The following is an 18,751-nucleotide window of genomic DNA, read 5'->3' as shown; positions in this document are numbered from 1 at the left end:
CGCCCCAGCTGCTGGTTTCCAAAGGCCTTTAGGCCTTTGGCGGGAAGAGGTCCGGAGAGGGGCGGCGCCCCTCTCCGGCGCGTGACGCATGCGCCTGGCTTTCATGGGCAGCCCGGACTTCGCCGTCCCGGCCCTGCGCGCCCTGCACGCCGCCGGCCACGACATCGTCGCGGTCTACTGCCAGCCGCCGCGCCCCGCCGGTCGTGGCCAGAAGGAAACCCCCTGCCCGGTGCATCGCGCCGCGCTGGAACTCGGCCTCGAAATCCGCACCCCCGCCCGGCTGAAGCGCGATATCGCCGAGCATGAGGCCTTCGCCGCGCTCGATCTCGACGCCGCGGTGGTCGCCGCCTATGGGCTCATCCTGCCCAGGGCGATGCTCGACGCGCCGCGGCGCGGCTGCCTCAACATCCATGCGTCCCTGCTGCCGCGCTGGCGCGGCGCGGCGCCGATCCATGCCGCCATCCTGGCCGGCGATGCCGAGAGCGGCGTGACGATCATGCGCATGGAGGAAGGCCTCGACACCGGCCCCATGCTGCTGAAGGAGGCGACGCCGATTGGCCCGGAGACCACCGTCCAGGCGCTGCACGACGCGCTGGCGGAGATCGGCGCGCGGCTGATCCTGCGCGCGCTGGCGGAGGACCCGCCCGCCATGCCGCAGCCGGAACAGGGCGTCACCTACGCGCCCAAGCTGACCAAGGAGGACGGCCGGCTCGACTGGTCGCAGGGCGCCGCGGCGCTGGAACGCCGCGTACGCGCGCTGAACCCCTGGCCCGGCACCTACTTCCAGCACCAGGGCGAGCAGATCCGCGTCCTCGCCGCGCGCATCGAAGCCGGTGCGGGCGCGCCGGGCGTCTTGCTCGACGATGCGGCGCTCGTCGCCTGCGGGGATGGCGCGCTGCGCCTGACGCGGCTGCAGCGCCCTGGCCGCGCGGCGATGGATGCCGATGCCTTCCTGCGCGGCTTCGCGCTGCCCGCCGGGACCGTGCTCGGCTGATGCCCACCTACGCGCTCCTGCTCGAATACGACGGCGCGCCCTTCATCGGCTGGCAGCGCCAGGCGGAGGGGCTGTCGGTCCAGCAGGTGCTGGAGGACGCCGCGGCGCACCTGAACGGTGGCGAGGTCCCGACCTTCACCGCCGCCGGCCGGACCGACGCCGGCGTGCACGCCGAAGGCCAGGTGGCGCAGGTGACGCTCGCCGCCGAGTTGCCGCCGGAACGTGTCAGGGAAGCGCTGAACTTCCACACCAGACCGCACCCGGTCGCCGTGCTCGGCGCGGCGCCGGTGGCCGGGGAATGGTCGGCACGCTTCTCCGCCATCGGCCGCGCCTACCGGTACCGCATCCTCAATCGCCGCGCGCGGCCGGCGCTCGACCTCGGGCGCGTGTGGCACGTGCAGCGGCGGCTCGATGCCGGGGCGATGCACGAAGCGGCACAGGGGCTGCTCGGCAAGCATGACTTCTCCGCCTACCGCGCCGCCGCCTGCCAGGCGAAGTCCGCGCTGCGCACGCTCGACCGGCTGGATGTGTCGCGCTTCGGGGATGAGGTGGTCATCACCGCGGAGGCGCGTTCCTTCCTCCATCACCAGGTGCGCAACATGGTCGGCACGCTGGCGGAGGTCGGCCTCGGCAAGCGCCCGGCCTCCTGGCCGCGCAGCGTGCTCGACGGCCGCGACCGCACCCGCGCCGGGCAGACCGCACCACCGGAAGGGCTGGTGCTCACCGGCGTGCGCTACGCGGAACCGCTCGACTGGCGGTGAGCCGGTTGCGCTTGCATGCCGCTCCGCCCCGATGACATGCACGCGGCCGTGATCATGCGGCGATTTGCCTCCGGACACTGACGCCCGACGCTCGCGGGAGCGCCGGCCCAGTGTCCCTGCCCTGGATTGCCGGGGTAGCCCAGAGGTGGAGCGGCGGTTTGAAGAGCCGCGCGTCGCAGGTTCGAATCCTGCCCGCGGCACCCTGTCCTTCCGTCTGCGGCCGATCGCCTTCGGCCGCGACGCGCCGGGTTCAGCCCGCCGACATCCGGACGACCAGCCCGGAGAGAAAGATCGCGATGCCGAGGTCGAGCGCGACGAAAGCCGCCGCCCGTGGTCCGCTGACACCGAGCGTCGCCCGCGCCACGAACCACTGCAGCCAGAAGGCATAGCCCAGGCCCAGCAGCCCCAGCGCATCCGTCACCGCGCCCGGCAGGCCGAGCAGCGACGGCACCATGAGCACGGCGAGCACCACGTACTGCACCAGGTTCGCCCAGTTCCACGCCGCGATCAGGCGCGGCCACTGGGCGCGCCGGCCCATCGCCTCCGCCAGCGGCAGCGAGGCCAGGGCGAAGCCGGCCCAGGAGCAGACATAGGCGAGCAGGTCGGCGACCAGCGCGCGCGCCGGATCGGGCGCCGCCTCCCCGACCGCGAAGGTGCGCAGCAGCAGGAAGAGCGGCAGGCAGATCACCGCGGAGAGGAAGGAGGCGCGCGCATCCTCCATCGTCGGCGCAATGGCCGCCGCGCCGGCCGCCTGGCCACGCGCCAGCAGCAGGACGCCCGCGATGCCGCGGGTGACCGGGCCGGCCGGCGGCGGGGCGGAGCCGCTCAGCCGAGCGCCTCCTCGAGGATCATGCGGTAGGCATCGGCGAGGCGGCGGAGTTCCTCGACCGAGGCACGCTCATTCACCTGGTGCGGCGTCTCGCCCACCGCGCCGAATTCGGCGACCGGGCAATAGCGGGCGATGAAGCGCGCATCCGAGGTGCCGCCGCCGGTGTCGAGCTTCGGCACTTCCCCCGTCGCGCGGGTGATGGCGCGGGAAAGCCCGTCGACGAAGGGGCCGGGCTGGGTGACGAAGCTCTCGCCCGAGCATTCGGTGCGCATCTCGTAGCGGCACCCCGCGGCCTTCAGCGCGGCGTGCAGCCGTTCGGTCAGCGCGGCGGAGCTGTGCAGGTCGTTGAAGCGGATGTTGATCATCGCCCGCGCCGCCGCCGGGATGACGTTCGAGGTGGTGTTGCCGACATCGAGGCCGGTCACCTGCAGGGTGGTCGGCGGGAAGAACTCGCTGCCGTTGTCGAGCGGCGCGGCGAGCAGCGGCGCCAGCGCGGCGACCAGGCGATGGATCGGGTTGTCCGCCCCGGCCGGATAGGCGCTGTGGCCCTGCTTGCCGTGCACGTTAACCCAGGCGGTGAGGCTGCCGCGCCGGCCGATCTTGATGGTGTCGCCGAGGACGCGCCTGCTGGTCGGCTCGCCCACCAGCGCCATGTCGGGGATCTGGCCGTTCTGCTGCATCCATTCCAGCACGCGGGCGGTGCCGTCCACCGAGCGCGCTTCCTCGTCGCCGGTGATCAGCAGCGAGATCGAGCCGCGATGGTCGGGCTTGGCAGCCAGGTAGTCGGTCAGCCCGGCGATGAAGGCGGCGACGCCGCCCTTCATGTCGCAGGCGCCGCGGCCATAGAGGACGCCGTCGCGCACCACGGCGGCGAAGGGGTCGTCCGACCAGGCGGCGAGGTCGCCCGGCGGCACCACGTCGGTATGGCCGCAGTAGCAGAAATGCGGGCCGCCGCTGCCGCGCCGGGCGAACAGGTTGTCCACCCGGTAGTCATCCGGGCCGAAGACCAGCCGCTCGCAGCCGAAGCCAAGCGGTTCCAGCAGCCGCTGCACCACGTCGAGCGCGCCGGCATCGGCCGGCGTGACGGAGGGGCAGCGGATCAGCGCCTGGGCGATGGGCAGCGGGTCCGTGGCCATGTCGCGTTCAGTCCCGCAGCAGCTCGTTGATCGCGGTCTTGGCGCGGGTCTGCGCATCCACGCGCTTGACGATGACGGCGCAGTAGAGCGAGGGCCCCTGCGATCCGTCCGGCAGCGGCTTGCCCGGCAGCGAGCCCGGCACCACCACGGAGTAGGACGGCACACGGCCGACGAAGACCTCCCCGGTCGCGCGGTCGATGATCTTGGTCGAGGCGCCGAGGAAGACGCCCATCGACAGCACCGCGCCACGCTCGACGATCACGCCTTCCGCGACCTCGGAGCGGGCGCCGATGAAGCAGTCGTCCTCGATCACCACGGGATTGGCCTGCAGCGGTTCGAGGACGCCGCCGATGCCGACGCCGCCCGACAGGTGCACGTTCCTGCCGATCTGCGCGCAGGAGCCGACGGTCGCCCAGGTGTCCACCATCGTGCCCTCATCGACATAGGCGCCGAGATTCACGAAGGAGGGCATCAACACGACATTCTTCGCGATATAGGCGGACCGGCGCACCACGGCGCCCGGCACGGCGCGGAAGCCGGCCTCGCGGAAGCGGTTCTCGCCCCAGCCGGCGAACTTCAGCGGCACCTTGTCATAGGCACCGGCGGCGGTGTCCATCGGTGCGGAATCGACCAGGCGAAAGGACAGCAGCACGGCCTGCTTGAGCCACTGGTTCACATGCCAGTTGCCCTTGCCGTCCGGCTGGGCGACGCGCGCCTTGCCGGAATCGAGCATCTCCAGCGCATCCTCGATCGCCGCGCGGTCGGAGCCGGCGGTCGCGGAATTGATCTTGTCCCGGACCTGCCAGAGCGACTCGATCCGGGCCTGAAGGGCGATGGTGTCCATGGGCGCTGCTCTCTCCGGCTGTCCTGGGCGGCGCGGTTCCTTGAGGCCCGGAGGCGGGACTGTCAACGCGCGACATGCCGGCCGCATCGGGCCGGCCCCGGCCGTCGTGTCGCGGCGCTAACGAGGGATTCATCGGAGGGGCGCTTCCATGCCGGCCATGAACACGGCGCTGCGCCCGGAGGACTGGTCGGTGATGGTCCCGCCCGCTGCGGCGGCCTCTGCCGCGCTGCACGGGGCGCTGCTGGAGTCGCGTCAGCGCTGGCAGGATCTTGCCGGCCTCGGCTCCGACCTGGTGTTCGAAACTGACAATACCGGGCGCTTCACCTTCCTCTGGCCGGAAACCGTGCTCGGGCACCGCTCCGCGGGGCTGCTCGGGCGGCGGGCGGATTCGCTGTTGCTCGGCGCCGGGCCGAGCCCCTTCGACCTGCGCCAGGCGGTGCGCAACCACCGCGCCTGGGTGGCGGATGCATCCGGGCAGCCGCGCTGCCTCTCGCTCTCCCTGGCGCCGCTCGGCGATGCGCGCGGCGGCTTCGCCGGGCTGCGGGGCGCGGCGCACGACGTCACTCAGGAGGAAACCGCCGCCGCCACCGCCGCCGCCGGCCTCCGCCGCGCCGCGATGCTCGATGCCCTGGCCGAGGCGGTGCGCCACGCCGGCACCGCCAGCGAGGCGGTCGCGCGCGGGCTCGCCGGCCTGCGCGAGGCGCTCGGCTGCGCCGGCACGGCAATGATGGTGCCGACCGCCACCGGCCCCGAGGTCGCCGCCGGCACCGTCGACCCGCCGGCCGGGCTGATCGCCGCCGCCGGCCTCGCCCTCGCCGCCGAACAGGATTGGCTCGGGCCGCTCGAAGGTGGCCAGCCGGCGGCGCTGCTGCACCATCACGGGCGGCCACCCGCGCTCTCGGCGCTCGCCGCCTGGCGCAGTCCCGGCGGTCGCGCCTGGGATGCCGAGGACCTCGCCGTGCTCCGCTCCATGGCGGCGACGCTCGGCGCCGTGCTCGGCTTCGGCCGCCTGCAGCAGGAACTCGAACGCCAGGCCAGCACCGATCCGCTCACCGGCCTCGCCAACCGCCGCGCCTTCCTCGATGCGCTGGAGGCGCGTCTCGTGCCGCGACGGGCGGCACCAGGCGCGCTGGTCTTCCTCGACCTCGACAACCTCAAGCCGCTGAACGACCAGCATGGGCATGACGCCGGCGACGCCGCGTTGCGCGCCACCGCCCGATTGCTGCGGGAAACCGCGGGACCGGACGACATCGCCGCGCGCTTCGGAGGCGACGAGTTCATCCTCTGGATCGACGGCGCCGATGCCGCGATCGCGACCGCGCGCGCCGCGGCGCTGATCCAGGGCGCCCATGCGATGCCCGCCGCGCGGGCGCCACGGTTCAGCCTTGGCATCGCCACCTGGGACCCGGCTTCGGGCGAACTCCCCGCACGGCTGCTCGCCCGTGCCGATGCGGCACTCTACGAGGCCAAGCGCAATGGGCGCGGCGGATGGCGCCTGGCAGAGGCACCGGCATCATGGAACTGAGCGACGCCGCCCGCATCCTCGACGACGGGCCGGCCGAAGCGCGGCTGGCGTTGGCCATCGACGCGACCGCGCCGCCCGAAGCGCTCTACTACCTCATGGGCGACGCGGATCCGGAGGTGCGCCGCGCGGTCGCGGCGAACCCGGCCACGCCGCACCAGAGCTTCGCGGTGCTCGCCGGGGATGGGGAATGCGCGGTGCGCGCCGCCCTCGCCGGGCGGCTCGCGGTGCTGGCGCCGGGCCTGCCGCCGCCGCAGCAGGACCGCTTGGCGCACATGGCCTGGACGGCGCTGGCGCAGCTCGCTGCCGACGCCGCCGCGGAGATTCGCGCCACCATCGCCGAGGCGGTGCAGGAATTGCCGGCCGCGCCGCGCGAGCTGGTGCTGACCCTCGCCGCGGATGGAGACATCCGCGTGTGCGGGCCGGTGCTGCGCCTGTCGCCCCTGCTGACCGAGGAGGATCTGCTCGGCCTCGTCGCGGCGCCGCCGACCACGGCCACCCTGACCGCCATCGCCCGCCGCCCCGAGATCAGCGAAACCGTGGCCGATGCCCTGGTCGCGACCGGCGACGCGTTGGCGATCGGCGCGCTGCTCGGCAACCGCACCGCGGCGATCCGCGAAGGGACGCTGGATGCGCTGGTCGTCCAGGCCGCCGAGGTCACCGCCTGGCAGGAACCGCTGGTGCGGCGCCCCGCCCTGCCGCCGCGCGCCGCGGTCGCGCTGGCCGGCTTCGTGGCCGAGCACCTGCTCGCCCCGCTGGCCGAGCGCAGCGACCTGCCGCCCGCGGCCGCCGCCCAGCTGCGGGCCGCCGTCGCGACCAGGCTCGCCGGCACCGCCCGGCCGGGCGAGACGGCACAGGATGCCGCCACCCGCGCCACCATCCTGCAGGGCGCCGGCGCACTGACCGACGCGGTCATGCTGCGCGCTGCCCGCAGCGGAGAAATCGCCTTCGTCACCACCGGCCTCGCCGGCCTGAGCCGCATGCCGCGCAGCGCGGTGGACCATGCGGTGGCGACGCGCTGCGCCAAGTCGATCGCCGGGATGTGCCGGCAGGCCGGGCTCGGATCCGCGACCGCGGATGCCGTGGTCGGCCTTCTGGCGCCGGGCATCCCGGGTTCGACATCCGTCGCGCCCGTGCTGGTGGGCGACGGGGAGTTGCAGTGGCGGGTGGACGCGCTGGCGCGCGCCGCCGCGCGCTGAGGCCGGCGGAGCGGTCTTCCGCCGGCGCCGGTCGCGCGCGCAGGATCCCGCGCGCGCTGTCAGGCCCGAAGAGCCCCGCGCGCCATCAAGGCGCGAAGAGCTTCGCGCGGCGTCAGGCGCGGATCAGCGTGCCCGCGCCGCCATCGGTGAACAGTTCCCGCAGCACTGCATGCGGTACGCGGCCGTCCAGGATGACCGCGCCCTTCACGCCACGCTCGACGGCGTAGATGCAGGTCTCGACCTTCGGGATCATGCCGCCGTTGATCCAGCCGGCCTCGATGCCCGCCTTCACCTCGGCGACCGTCATCTCCGGGATCAGGCGCTTCTCGACGTCCAGCACGCCGGGCACGTCGGTCAGCATCAGCAGGCGTTCGGCCGAAAGTGCGCCGGCGATCGCGCCGGCGGCCGTGTCGGCGTTGATGTTGTAGGTCTGGCCGTCCTCGCCGACGCCGACCGGGGCCACCACGGGGACTATGTCGGCGCCGATCAGCAGGCGCAGCACCTTGGGATCGACGCTCGCCGGCTCGCCCACATAGCCGAGGTCGAGCACCTTCTCGATGTTGCTGTCGGGGTCGCGATAGGTGCGGTTCAGCTTGCGCGCGCGGATCAGCCCGCCATCCTTGCCGGAGATGCCGACGGCGAGCACGCCGGCGCGTGTGATCGCCTCCGCCACCTGCTTGTTCACCGGGCCGGCGAGGACCATCTCGACCACGTCGAGCATCTCCTCATCCGTCACGCGCAGGCCCTGGACGAAGGTGGACTTCACGTTCAGCCGCTTGAGCATGGCGTTGATCTGCGGCCCGCCGCCATGCACGACCACCGGGTTCACGCCGACCTGCTCGAGCAGGGCGATGTCGCGGCCGAAGCGCAGCGCCGTCTCCTCCTCGCCCATCGCATGGCCGCCGTACTTCACCACCACCGTGGCGTCGTCGTAGCGCTTCAGGAAGGGCAGCGCGCCAGCGAGGATCTGCATGGCGTCGGGCGTGTCGGACGTTTCGTTCATGGGCAGCTCGTGGATCTGGACTGGACCGGAAGCGGCCCGGGGGCGGTGGCCGGGTCGGGCTGTAGCACCCGGCCGACGGCGCCCAGGCAGGCGGTTCGCCGCGGGCACCGCCCACGGTCACCTTCGGGCGGAAAACCCTCTAGAGCAGATCGCGCCGGCTGGAAATCGCCCGGCTGCATGACAATTCGATGCGGCCGCGGTGCCTTGCCGCACCACGGCGCGACTCGCATAGTCCGGGCAACGCGCCAGACGATGCCTCACGGCCCCTTGAGACCCGGAGGTCCCATGGCCCGCCCCGCCGCGCCCGCACCCAGCCGGAGCATGACCCCTTGAGCCAGCGCAGGATGCACCTGGTCGCCTATCTCAAGACCGGGCCCACCGCGAACCACCCCGGCGCCTGGCGCCACCCAGAGGCGGCGCTGCACGACATCTTCGCGCCGGAACGCTACGAACACATCGCGCGCGTGCTCGAGGAGGCACGCTTCGACGCCTGTTTCTTTGCCGACCTCTTCGGCCTGGCCGACATCCATGGCGGGGGCTTCGGCGCCAATCTCCGGCTCGGCGGGCAGATCTCCTACCTCGATCCGCTGGTGGTGCTGCCGCTGATGGCGCGGGTGACGAAGCACCTCGGCCTCGGCGCGACGCTGTCCACCACCTTCCTGCATCCATACCACCTCGCGCGGACGCTCGCGTCGCTCGACCTGCTGACCGGCGGGCGGATGGCGTGGAACATCGTGACCTCCGCCACCGACCTCGAGGCGAGGAACTTCGGGATGGACGGCATCCCGGCCAAGGACGAGCGCTACGACCGCGCCGACGAGGTGGTGGAAGCCTGCATCGCCCTGTGGGAATCCTGGCAGGAGGACGCCTTCGTGATGGACCGCGAGGCGGGCGTCTTCATCGACCCGTCCAAGGTCCGCCACACGGATTTCGAGGGAAGATGGGTGAAGACGCGCGGGCCGCTCAGCATCCCGCGCACGCCGCAGGTGCGGCCGGTCCTGATGCAGGCCGGGTCCTCCGACCGCGGGCGCGACTTCGCCGCGCGCTGGGCCGAGCTGGTCTTCTGCACGCCCCACGGCAAGGCGGACGCCATCGCCATATACGACGACCTCAAGGCACGCATGGCGAAGTTCGGCCGCCCCCCGGACGCCTGCAAGATCATGCCGAGCTTCGCCGTGGTCCTCGGGGAGACCGACGCGATCGCGCAGGAGAAATACGCCTATCTCCAATCCCTGCTCGATCCCGAGGCGCAGCTCATGGTGCACTCGGCGCTGCTCGGCGCGGACCTGTCGAAGCACCGCACCGCCGAGACCCTGGCCGCGGCGCAGGGCCACCAGGGCATCAGCGGATCGACCGACCGCGTCATGCAGCTCATGCGGCAGGAAGGCATCAGCTTCGCCGAAGCTGCGCAGAAGCCGCGCGGGCTGCTGGTGGGGACGGCGCGGACCGTCGCGGATCAGCTCGAGGACTATTTCACCAGCGGTGCCTGCGACGGATTCATCATCTGGCCCACGGTGTTCCCGCGGATGTTCGAGGAATTCTGCCGGCTGGTGGTGCCGGAACTGCAGCGGCGGGGGCTGTTCCGGAAGGAATATGCGGGGGCGACGCTGCGCGAGAACCTGGCGCGGGCGTGAATGGCGGAAGGGGGCCTTGCCCCACTCCGCACCTCACCCCACCAGAGGCCAGAAGGCCTCCGATACCGGCCAGCCTTTCGGCAGACTCGGTATCAGAGTCCTGGCTTCGCGCGCGGCCGCCCCGTCAGCCCCACGCGCCATACCGCTGAACCTCGCCGATGAGGTCATCGGCAAGGCTCGGCGGTATGAGACCGCTTGGAAAGTCCGGCGCCGGCCCGCACCCGGAAACGCGCCGCGAGTCGCGTTTCCAATCGTGCTCCCTGGACACCAGGAATCGATCGGGGGCTCCGGGAAGGGCAGCGCCCTCCGCGCGCCTCACGCAGCCAGCGAAGCGATCTCCGCGCGCAGTTCCGGGATGCCCTGCCCGGTCTCGCTGCTCGTCACCAGCACCAGCGGGTGCGCCGCGGTGTGGCTGCGGGCCAGGCCCTCGGCTTCCTTCAGCCGTGCCGCGAGCTTCTGCGGCCCGACATCATCCGCCTTGGTCAGCACGATCTGGAAGGCGACGGCGGCGGTGTTCAGCAGGTCCATCGCGGCGCGGTCGGCGGATTTGGTCTCGATCCGCGCATCCAGCAGCAGGATCACGCGCATCAGGTTCGGCCGGCCGCGCAGGTAGTCGAACATGACGCCCTGCCAGTCGCGCTGCATGTCCTTCGACGCCTTGGCGTAGCCGTAGCCGGGCAGGTCCACGAGCACGAGGCGTTCGGCGAGGTTGAAGAAGTTGAGTTGTCGCGTGCGCCCCGGCGTCTGGGACACGCGCGCGAGCGTCTTGTGCCCCGTCAGCGCGTTGATCAGCGAAGACTTGCCCACGTTGGACCGCCCGCAGAAAGCGATCTCCGGCAGGCCTGGCGGTGGCAGCTGATCGGATTTCTGCGCCGCGTAGAAGAAGATGCAGGGCCGGGCGAAGAGCAGCCTTCCGGCCTCGATCAGCGCCGCGCGTTCCGCGTCATCGCGGGCTTCGGCCAGTCCGGTCATGATCTTCCACCATCGGCCGCGCGGGCCGGCCCGCCGCGCCGGGCGCGTGCCGGCAACGGACAGAAAAGGGAGGGGGTCCGGGGGAGGTTCCCCTCCCCCGCCCTGCTGCCTGTCACTTCGCCTTGCTCACCGCGCCGTTCACCTTGGCCGCCCGTGCCGCCCGCCGGTCGTGCCGCATGATGTAGTATTGCTGCGCCACCGACAGCGTGTTGTTCCAGGCCCAGTAGATGATCAGCCCGGCCGGGAAGGATGCCAGCATGAAGGTGAAGATGATGGGCATCCAGGCGAAGATCTTGGCCTGGATGGGGTCGGGCGGCGGCGGGTTCAGCTTCTGCTGCACGAACATGGTCACGCCCATGATCAGCGCCCATGCCGGCATGTGCAGGAAGGTGGACCACTGCGCCGGGTCGAAGGGCAGCAGGCCGAACAGGTTGAACAGGTTCGTCGGGTCCGGCGCCGAGAGGTCGTGGATCCAGCCGAAGAAGGGCTGGTGCCGCATCTCGATGGTGACGAACAGCGCCTTGTAGAGGGCGAAGAAGACCGGGATCTGGATCAGGATGGGCAGGCAGCCGGAGGCCGGGTTGACCTTCTCGCTCCGGTACAGCGCCATCATCTCGGCCTGCGCCTTCTGCGGGTCGTCCTTGTAGCGTTCCTTGATCTCCGTCATCTTCGGCGCGAGCACCTTCATCCGCGCCATCGAATGGTAGGCCTTGTTGGCCAGCGGGAAGAAGGCCGCCTTGATCAGCACCGTGAAGATCAGGATGGCGACGCCGAAATTCCCGGTCATCCGGAAGATCCAGTCGAGCGCCAGGAAGAACGGCTTCACCAGGAAGTAGAACCAGCCGAAGTCGATCGCCTTGTCGAAGTCGGTGATGTTCAGCCGGTCCATGTAGCCGTCGAGGAGGTGCACCTCCTTCGCGCCGGCGAACAGGCGGGTGGCGAGTTCGCCCGTCGCGCCTGGTGCGATCGTCAGTGGCGCCGGCGGCGCCATGTCCACCTGCCAGCGGTCGCCTGCCGCGCCGCCGCCTTCGTTCACGTGGCGGTAGGAGGCACGCAGCGTCTGGTCGGGCGCGGTCGGCATGACCGCGGCGAGCCAGTACTTGTCGGTGAAGCCGGCCCAGCCGCCGGTGGTTTCCTGTTCGAGCGCGGTGCCGGACCGGCGCGCGGCCTCGGACTTCGCGTCGCTGTAGGTCACCTCGCGCAGGCGCCCGCCGAGCACGCCGGTGAAGCCCTCATGCAGGATGTAGAAGCCGGCGACAGTCGGCGTGTGCTCGCGGCGCACGCGCACCCAGGGCAGCACGGAGGCCGGCTCGCTGCCGGTGTTCCGCACGCGCTGCTGGGCCGAGACCATGTACTGCTCGTCGATCGACAGGGCGATCTCGAACACCTGGCCCTGGCCGTTGTCCCAGGACAGCGTGACGGGCTGGCCGGGCGCGAGCGGCCCGCCCGTCGCTGTCCAGTCCGTGTCGTTGTCCGGCACGCGGGTGCGGCCGTCCCCGGCCGTCCAGCCCCACTGGGCGAAATAGGGCTGCTGGCTGTCGCGGGCGGCGAACAGGCGCACCTGGGGGGAATCGGGGGCCAGCGTCTCCCGGTAGGTGGTGAAGACCAGGTCGTCGAGCCGTGCGCCGCGCAGGTTCAGGCTGCCGGCGACGCGCGGGGTGCGGATTTCGAGCCGCGCGGCGGGCGCGCGGGCGGCGGCGGGTGCGGCCTCGCTCCCGGTCGCCGGGGCCGCGACGCCGACCCCCGGCGCACCGGCGGCCGGCACGGGTGCCGGCACCGCCGGGGCGGACTGGGTCACCTGCGCCGGCGGCGGCGCGGGTGGGCGGTTCGTGCGATTCCACACGTCGAAGATCAGCAGGATGCCGATCGAGAGCGCGATCGCGGCGAAGAGGCGCTTCTGGTCCATCGGGAAGTATCTCAGCCTTTCGGCGGGATGGGGCCGGGCACCGGGTCGTAGCCGCCCGGGTTCCAGGGGTTGCAGCGCAGGATGCGCTTCGCGGTCATCAGCGTGCCGCGCGCCGCGCCGTGCACGGACAGCGCCTCCAGCGCGTAGTCGCTGCAGGAGGGGTAGAAACGGCAATGGCTGCCGATGATGCCGCGCAGCGTGTAGCGATAGGCGTGGACGCAGCCCTTGAGCGCGGTGGCGGCGGCCGTCGCCGGCGCCCTGGCGGCCGCCATCACCGCATGCGGTTCGGCCGCAGGCACTCCGTCCGCGCGCGTCATCGCGCGCGTCATCGCACCACCCCGGCCTGGCGCAGCGCGCCGCGCAGGTCCTCGATGAGCTGGGCGAAGGGGCGCGTGCCGGTGGCGTCGCGCCCGATCAGCACCAGATCCCAACCCTCGGCGCCGAGGCCGGGCATGGTCAGGCGCGCGGCTTCCTTCAGCCGCCGCCGGGCGCGGTTGCGCACCACGGCGTTGCCGACCTTCTTGGTCACGGTGAAGCCCAGGCGCAGCCGCCCGGGCTCTCCCGCCACCGCCTGCAGCACGAGGCCCGGGCGCGCGGCCCGCTTGCCGCGCGAGGCGGCGCGCAGGAATTCCCGGCGCTTCTTCAGCCGTCCGGCGGGTGCGCCCGCATGGGGCGCGGCCGGGTCGGCGCTGCCCGACATGCGACGCTCCGCGCGGCGGACGGGATCAGGCCGAAAGGCGCTTGCGGCCCTTGGCGCGGCGGTTGGCGATCACCTTGCGGCCGCCCACCGTCTCCATGCGGGAGCGGAACCCGTGCCGGCGCTTCCGGACGAGCTTGGAGGGCTGGTAGGTACGCTTCACGACAGGTCTCCTGAACCTCGGGGCCGGCGCGCGAACCATGCCGCCAGCAAGACGCGCCGGCGGCACCCCTTTCACAGCGGCGCCCCGGCAAGGGGCGGAGGTATAGGGAGGGGGATCGCCACGCGTCAACCGCGCGCGGCGCGACACAGTGTAACCGGGAGCGGCCGCGCACCGAATTCCGCAGCGAAGATGGATCGCCCCGCCCGCCCTTCCGCCCTCCGCCGCCTCTGGCCGCTGCTCCTGCTGGCGGTGCTGCTGGCGGCCGCCTGGGCGTCCGGGGCCACGCGGCTGCTGTCCTTCGAGGCCCTGGCCCAACATCATGCCACCCTCGCCGCCTGGGTCGCGGCGCGGCCGGCGACGGCGGCGGCGGCCTATGTGCTCGCCTATGTGCTGGTGGTGGCGCTCTCCCTGCCCGGCGGGGTGGTGATGACACTGGCGGGCGGGCTGCTGTTCGGAACCTGGCTCGGCGCGGCGCTCACGGTGGTCGGCGCCACGCTGGGCGCCTGCGCCCTGTTCCTCGCCGCGCGCTCGGCGCTCGCGCCCCTGGTGGCGGGGCGGGCGGCAAGGCTGGTCGGCCGGATCCGGCCGGGGCTCGAACGGGACGGCTTCTTCTACCTGCTGACCCTCCGCCTGATCCCGGTGGTGCCCTTCTGGCTCGTCAACCTCGCCCCCGCGCTGGTCGGCATGCCCTTCGGCGCCTATGCGGCGGCCACCGCCATCGGCATCATCCCGGCCACGGCGGTCTTCGCGGGAATCGGCGCGGGGCTGGGCGAGGTCCTGGCGGCGGGGCGGCGGCCCGATCTCGGGGTGATCCTGTCGCCTCCCATCCTGCTGCCGCTGCTGGGGCTGGCGGCGCTCTCCCTCCTCGGCGCCTGGTGGCGGAAAAGGACGCGCGATGCCTGACCTGGACGTGGCGGTGATCGGGGCGGGCGCGGCGGGGCTCTCGGTCACGGCGATCGCCGCCGGGCTCGGGCTGAAGGTTGCGCTGTTCGAGCGCGGCGCCATGGGGGGCGACTGCCTGAACTTCGGCTGCGTGCCGTCCAAGGCATTGCTCGCCGCCGCCCGTGCCGCCGCCGAGGCCCGCCGCGCACACCGCTTTGGCCTCCGCCTGCCGGAACCGGAGATCGACTGGGACGGGGTGCGGGAACACGTTGCCGGCGCCATCGCGACGATCGCCCCCAATGATTCGGAGGAGCGCTTCCGTGCCATGGGCGCGACCGTGGTGCGCGCCACCGCCCGTTTCGTCGCGCGCGACACGATCGAGGGCGGCGGCCGGCGCTTCACCTTCCGCCGCGCCGTGGTGGCCGCAGGGTCCGCCGCCGTCGTCCCGCCCATCCCGGGCCTCGCCGGCCTGCCGTTCCTGACCAATGAAAGCCTGTTCTCCCTGCGCGAGCGGCCCGGCCACCTTATCATCCTCGGCGGCGGGCCGATCGGGCTCGAGATGGCGCAGGCCCATGCCCGGCTCGGCTGCCGGGTGACGGTGCTGGAAGCGGCCCGGATAGCCGGCCGGGAGGAGGCGGAATGCCTCCCGCCGCTGCGCGCGGCGCTGGAGGCGGACGGCGTCGCCCTGCACGAGGGCGCCCGCATCGTCGCGGCGGAACCCGATGCACAGGGCATCGCCGTGCTGCTCGAGGACGGCACGCGCATCGCCGGGACGCATCTTCTGCTCGCGGTGGGGCGCGCCCCGCGGCTCGACGGGCTGGGGCTGGAGGCCGCCGGCATCGCCCACACGTCGCGCGGGGTGACGACCGACCTGGCGTTGCGTTCGGTCTCCAACCGCCGGGTCTGGGCGGCGGGGGACATCGCCGATCCGCAGGGGCTCGGGCCGCGCGCCTTCACCCATGTCTGTTCGCAGCACGCCGGCATCATCGCGCGGGCCATGCTGTTCCGGCTGCCGGCGAAGCTCTCCTATGCCGCCCTGCCGCGCGTCACCTATACCGACCCCGAGATCGCCCAGATCGGCCCGACCGAGGCCGAGCTGCGCGCCGCCGGGCGCGAGGACCTCACCATCCTGCGCTGGCCGCTCGCCGAGAATGACCGCCTGGTCGCGGAAGGCAGGGCGGAGGGGCTGGTGAAGCTGGTGACCGACCGCAAGGGACGGCTGCTCGGCGCTTCCGTGGTGGGCCCCGGCGCCGGCGACATGGCCGGGATGTTCGCGCTGATGATCGGGCGGCGCCTGCCCCTGTCGGCCCTGGCCGGGGCGGTGCTGCCCTATCCGACGGCGCAGGAGGCGGGGAAGCGGGCGGCCTCGGAGTTCTACACCCCGAAATTCCTGGCCCCGGGCACGAAGCGCATCGTCGGCTTGCTCAATCGCCTGCCCTGAGCCTTAGTGCCGGTCCGTTCTCCAGGGCTGGTCACATGGAAAAGACACTTGCGGGCCGAACGGCCCTGATCACCGGATCCACCTCCGGCATCGGCCACGGCATGGCGCTGCTCATGGCCCAGGCCGGGGCGAAGGTCATGCTCAACGGCTTCGGCAAGCCCGAGGAGATCGCCGCCGCCCGCGCCGAGGTCGGCGCCGCCATGGGCGGGGGCGACGCGCCCTATTCCGCCGCGGACATGTCGAAGCCCGACGAGGTGCGCGGCATGGTGGCCGATGCCGAGAAGGCATTCGGCAGGCTCGACATCCTGGTCAACAACGCGGGCATCCAGTTCGTCAGCCCGGTGGAGGAATTCCCCGAGGCGCGCTGGGACGCGATCATCGCCATCAACCTCTCCTCCAACTTCCACGCCATCAAGGCGGCGCTGCCGGGGATGCGCCGGCGGAACTGGGGGCGGATCGTCAACGTCGCCTCGGCCCACGGCCTGGTCGCGAGCCCCTTCAAGGTCGCCTATGTCGCCGCCAAGCACGGCGTGGTCGGCATGACCAAGGTGGTGGCGATCGAGGTCGCGAAGACGCCCATCACCTGCAACGCCATCTGCCCCGGCTTCGTGCGCACGCCGCTGGCCGAGGCACAGGTGAAGCCGCTGGCCGAGAAGCACGGCGTCAGCGAGGAGAAGGCGCTGACCGACTACCTGCTCGAGAAGCAGCCCTCCAAGCGCTGGATCGAGGTGGAGGAAGTCGCGCGGATGGCGCTGTGGCTCTGCGGCCCGGGCTCGGGCGGCGTGAACGGGGCGGCGCTCTCTGTCGATGGCGGCTGGACGGCGGCGTGAGCGAGGCGACGCCACAGACCGGCCCGGCCACCCCCGCCGTCGCCAAGCCGCCGGCGAGACGCCGGATCAGCCTGGCGCTGCAGGGCGGGGGCACGCATGGCGCCTTCACCTGGGGCGTGCTGGAGCGGCTGCTCGAGGACGACCGGCTGGAGCTGGACGGGCTGTCCGGCACCTCCGCCGGCGCGATCAACGGCGCGATGGTGGTGCAGGGGCTGCTCGACGGCGGGCCGGCGGCGGCGATCTCCGCGCTCGACCGCTTCTGGCGCTCGATCGCGGGGCATCTCGCGATCAGCCCGCTGCGGTCGACGCCGATGGAGAAGCTCGTCTGGGGGCACGACCTGACCTGGTCGGTCGCCTACCGCACCTTCGACACGCTCTCCCGCGTGCTCTCGCCGTACCAGATCAATCCCTTCCCCTACAGCTACAACCCGCTGCGCGACGCGCTGGTGGACAGCATCGACTTCGACCGGCTGCGCATGGAGGCGAAGGCGCCGCGGCTCTTCGTCTCCGCGACCAGCGTGCGCACCGGCAAGCCCCGCGTCTTCACCCGCAAGGAGCTGACGGTCGACGCGCTGCTCGCCTCGGCCTGCCTGCCGCAGGTGTTCAAGGCGGTCGAGATCGACGGCGAGCCCTACTGGGACGGCGGCTATCTCGGCAATCCGGCGCTCTGGCCCCTGTATGACCAGGGCGGGCCGCCGGACATCGTGCTGATCCAGCTCAACCCCACGGTGCGCGAGGAGACGCCGACCTCGGCCTCCGACATCGTCAACCGGCTGAACGAGATCACCTTCAACGGGTCGCTGATGGCGGAGATGCGCGCCATCGACTTCGTGCAGCGCCTGCTCGACAGCGGGCGGCTGGAACAGCCGCGCTACCGACGTCTCTTCATCCACCTGATCGAGGACGAGGACCGCATGCGCAAGTTCAAGCTCAGCACCAAGTTCAACGGCGACTGGGACTTCCTCTGCATGCTGAAGCAGTACGGACGGGAGGCCGCCGACGCATGGCTCGACCAGCATTTCGACAAGCTCGGCCGCGAGAGCAGCGTCGACATCCGGGCCCGCTTCCTGTGAGCGCGTCGAGCTGGGACGCCACGCAGTACCTGCGCTTCGAGGATGAGCGCCTGCGGCCGGCGCTCGACCTGATGGGGCGCATCGCGCACCCCTCGCCGAAGCGCGTGGTCGACCTCGGCTGCGGCGCGGGCAACGCCATGCCGGCGCTCGCCGCGCGCTTCCCCGGCGCGACGGTGACCGGGGTGGACGGCAGCGCCGCGATGCTCGCCAAGGCGGCCGGCGGCGGCTTCGCCACGGAGCAGGCGGATATCGCGAACTGGTCGCCCGCCGCCCCGGTGGACGTGCTGTTCAGCAACGCGGCGCTGCATTGGCTTGGCGGGCACGAGGCGCTGTTCCCGCGCCTGCTGGCGCATCTCGCGCCGGGCGGCGTGCTGGCGGTGCAGATGCCGGCGATGCACGACCGGCCGCTGCGCGCGGACCAGGACCGCGTCGCGCGGCAGGGGCCCTGGGCGGCGAAGCTCGCGGGCGTGGCGAGCGCGCCGCCGATCCTCGACCCCGGCGCCTACTACGACCTGCTGCGGCCGCGCGTCGCGGCGCTCGAATTCTGGATCACGGAATACGTCCATGTGCTGCGCGGGGAAGACCCGGTGGTCCAGTGGGCGATGGGGAGCAGCCTGCGGCCCTTCCTCGATGCGCTGGAGGGCGAGTTGCGGGAGGGCTTCCTCGCAGCCTACCGCGCGGCGATGCGGGCGGCCTACCCGCCGCAGGCGGATGGGGTGGTGCTGCTGCCGTTCCGGCGGCTGTTCATGCTGGCGCGGGTCGCGTGAAAAGGTCGGGGGAGGGTGAACCTCCCCCGAACCCCCTCCCTTCTTTGGCACCTGGGAACTGATACCGGCGGCCGCTACTCGCGACCGCTGGCAGCCGC

Annotated in this window: 19 protein-coding genes; 10 read left to right on the top strand and 9 right to left on the bottom strand. The window is 72.3% G+C overall.

Annotated features, from left to right (window positions below; genetic code table 11):
* Positions 1–88: 88 nt before the first annotated feature.
* Positions 89–994, top strand: a complete 906-nt coding sequence (gene fmt / locus GXW74_RS06015; RefSeq protein ID WP_211845559.1) for a methionyl-tRNA formyltransferase — start codon at positions 89–91, stop codon at positions 992–994.
* Entirely contained in the window at positions 994–1,755 is a 762-nt protein-coding gene (gene truA, locus GXW74_RS06010; protein WP_211845558.1) for a tRNA pseudouridine(38-40) synthase TruA, read from the top strand. Before fmt ends, truA begins: the two co-directional genes overlap by 1 nt.
* 250 nt (positions 1,756–2,005) lie before the next feature.
* On the opposite strand, the gene GXW74_RS06005 is transcribed toward truA, so the two are convergent.
* From GXW74_RS06005 to dapD, 3 genes are all read right to left on the bottom strand, one after another.
* Entirely contained in the window at positions 2,006–2,476 is a 471-nt protein-coding gene (locus GXW74_RS06005) for a hypothetical protein (RefSeq protein WP_211845557.1), read from the bottom strand.
* A 104-nt stretch (positions 2,477–2,580) separates the two neighbouring features.
* On the bottom strand, positions 2,581–3,720 hold the full coding sequence (dapE, locus tag GXW74_RS06000) for a succinyl-diaminopimelate desuccinylase (protein ID WP_211845556.1): 1,140 nt from the start codon (positions 3,718–3,720) through the stop codon (positions 2,581–2,583).
* Positions 3,721–3,727: 7 nt separating this feature from the next.
* Positions 3,728–4,564, bottom strand: coding sequence for a 2,3,4,5-tetrahydropyridine-2,6-dicarboxylate N-succinyltransferase (dapD, locus tag GXW74_RS05995; RefSeq protein ID WP_211845555.1), 837 nt, complete (start codon positions 4,562–4,564; stop codon positions 3,728–3,730).
* Positions 4,565–4,712: 148 nt separating this feature from the next.
* On the opposite strand from dapD, the gene GXW74_RS05990 reads away from it, so the two are divergent.
* The gene (locus tag GXW74_RS05990; protein ID WP_211845554.1) at positions 4,713–6,089 is read left to right on the top strand and encodes a sensor domain-containing diguanylate cyclase; all 1,377 of its coding nucleotides are present in this window, start codon (positions 4,713–4,715) and stop codon (positions 6,087–6,089) included.
* Positions 6,080–7,285, top strand: a complete 1,206-nt coding sequence (locus GXW74_RS05985) for a DUF2336 domain-containing protein (protein ID WP_211845553.1) — start codon at positions 6,080–6,082, stop codon at positions 7,283–7,285. The genes GXW74_RS05990 and GXW74_RS05985 overlap by 10 nt, the downstream gene beginning before the upstream one ends.
* Positions 7,286–7,397: 112 nt before the next feature.
* Here GXW74_RS05985 and argB read toward each other — a convergent pair whose 3' ends face one another.
* The gene (argB, locus tag GXW74_RS05980; RefSeq protein ID WP_211845552.1) at positions 7,398–8,288 is read right to left on the bottom strand and encodes an acetylglutamate kinase; all 891 of its coding nucleotides are present in this window, start codon (positions 8,286–8,288) and stop codon (positions 7,398–7,400) included.
* A 329-nt stretch (positions 8,289–8,617) separates the two neighbouring features.
* On the opposite strand from argB, the gene GXW74_RS05975 reads away from it, so the two are divergent.
* Entirely contained in the window at positions 8,618–9,922 is a 1,305-nt protein-coding gene (locus GXW74_RS05975) for an LLM class flavin-dependent oxidoreductase (protein WP_211845551.1), read from the top strand.
* A gap of 315 nt (positions 9,923–10,237) precedes the next feature.
* Here the strand turns inward: GXW74_RS05975 and yihA are convergent, their stop codons facing one another.
* The 5 genes from yihA to rpmH form a co-directional block, all read right to left on the bottom strand.
* On the bottom strand, positions 10,238–10,894 hold the full coding sequence (gene yihA, locus GXW74_RS05970) for a ribosome biogenesis GTP-binding protein YihA/YsxC (RefSeq protein WP_211845550.1): 657 nt from the start codon (positions 10,892–10,894) through the stop codon (positions 10,238–10,240).
* A 112-nt stretch (positions 10,895–11,006) separates the two neighbouring features.
* Entirely contained in the window at positions 11,007–12,800 is a 1,794-nt protein-coding gene (gene yidC, locus GXW74_RS05965; protein WP_211845549.1) for a membrane protein insertase YidC, read from the bottom strand.
* Between the two features lie 11 nt (positions 12,801–12,811).
* Entirely contained in the window at positions 12,812–13,072 is a 261-nt protein-coding gene (gene yidD / locus GXW74_RS05960) for a membrane protein insertion efficiency factor YidD (RefSeq protein ID WP_211845657.1), read from the bottom strand.
* A gap of 53 nt (positions 13,073–13,125) precedes the next feature.
* Positions 13,126–13,500, bottom strand: coding sequence for a ribonuclease P protein component (gene rnpA, locus GXW74_RS05955; RefSeq protein WP_211845548.1), 375 nt, complete (start codon positions 13,498–13,500; stop codon positions 13,126–13,128).
* A gap of 25 nt (positions 13,501–13,525) precedes the next feature.
* Complete coding sequence (rpmH, locus tag GXW74_RS05950; protein ID WP_211845547.1) at positions 13,526–13,660, bottom strand: 50S ribosomal protein L34; 135 nt, start codon at positions 13,658–13,660, stop codon at positions 13,526–13,528.
* Between the two features lie 189 nt (positions 13,661–13,849).
* Between rpmH and GXW74_RS05945 the strand changes: the two genes are divergently transcribed.
* The 5 genes from GXW74_RS05945 to GXW74_RS05925 are packed head-to-tail and all read left to right on the top strand — an operon-like array spanning position 13,850 to position 18,653.
* Positions 13,850–14,563, top strand: a complete 714-nt coding sequence (locus tag GXW74_RS05945) for a TVP38/TMEM64 family protein (RefSeq protein ID WP_211845546.1) — start codon at positions 13,850–13,852, stop codon at positions 14,561–14,563.
* Complete coding sequence (locus GXW74_RS05940) at positions 14,556–15,983, top strand: dihydrolipoyl dehydrogenase family protein (protein ID WP_211845545.1); 1,428 nt, start codon at positions 14,556–14,558, stop codon at positions 15,981–15,983. The genes GXW74_RS05945 and GXW74_RS05940 overlap by 8 nt, the downstream gene beginning before the upstream one ends.
* A 35-nt stretch (positions 15,984–16,018) precedes the next feature.
* On the top strand, positions 16,019–16,813 hold the full coding sequence (locus GXW74_RS05935; protein ID WP_211845544.1) for a 3-hydroxybutyrate dehydrogenase: 795 nt from the start codon (positions 16,019–16,021) through the stop codon (positions 16,811–16,813).
* On the top strand, positions 16,810–17,886 hold the full coding sequence (locus GXW74_RS05930; protein ID WP_338148153.1) for a patatin-like phospholipase family protein: 1,077 nt from the start codon (positions 16,810–16,812) through the stop codon (positions 17,884–17,886). The genes GXW74_RS05935 and GXW74_RS05930 overlap by 4 nt, the downstream gene beginning before the upstream one ends.
* Complete coding sequence (locus GXW74_RS05925) at positions 17,883–18,653, top strand: methyltransferase domain-containing protein (RefSeq protein ID WP_338148152.1); 771 nt, start codon at positions 17,883–17,885, stop codon at positions 18,651–18,653. The genes GXW74_RS05930 and GXW74_RS05925 overlap by 4 nt, the downstream gene beginning before the upstream one ends.
* Positions 18,654–18,751 lie beyond the last annotated feature (98 nt).

This window comes from Neoroseomonas eburnea (genome assembly GCF_018129005.1).
In the GTDB taxonomy this organism is placed as follows: Bacteria; Pseudomonadota; Alphaproteobacteria; order Acetobacterales; family Acetobacteraceae; genus Neoroseomonas; species Neoroseomonas eburnea.
Note: the sequence above shows the minus strand (reverse complement) of the source record. Positions and strands in the feature narration are given on the sequence as shown.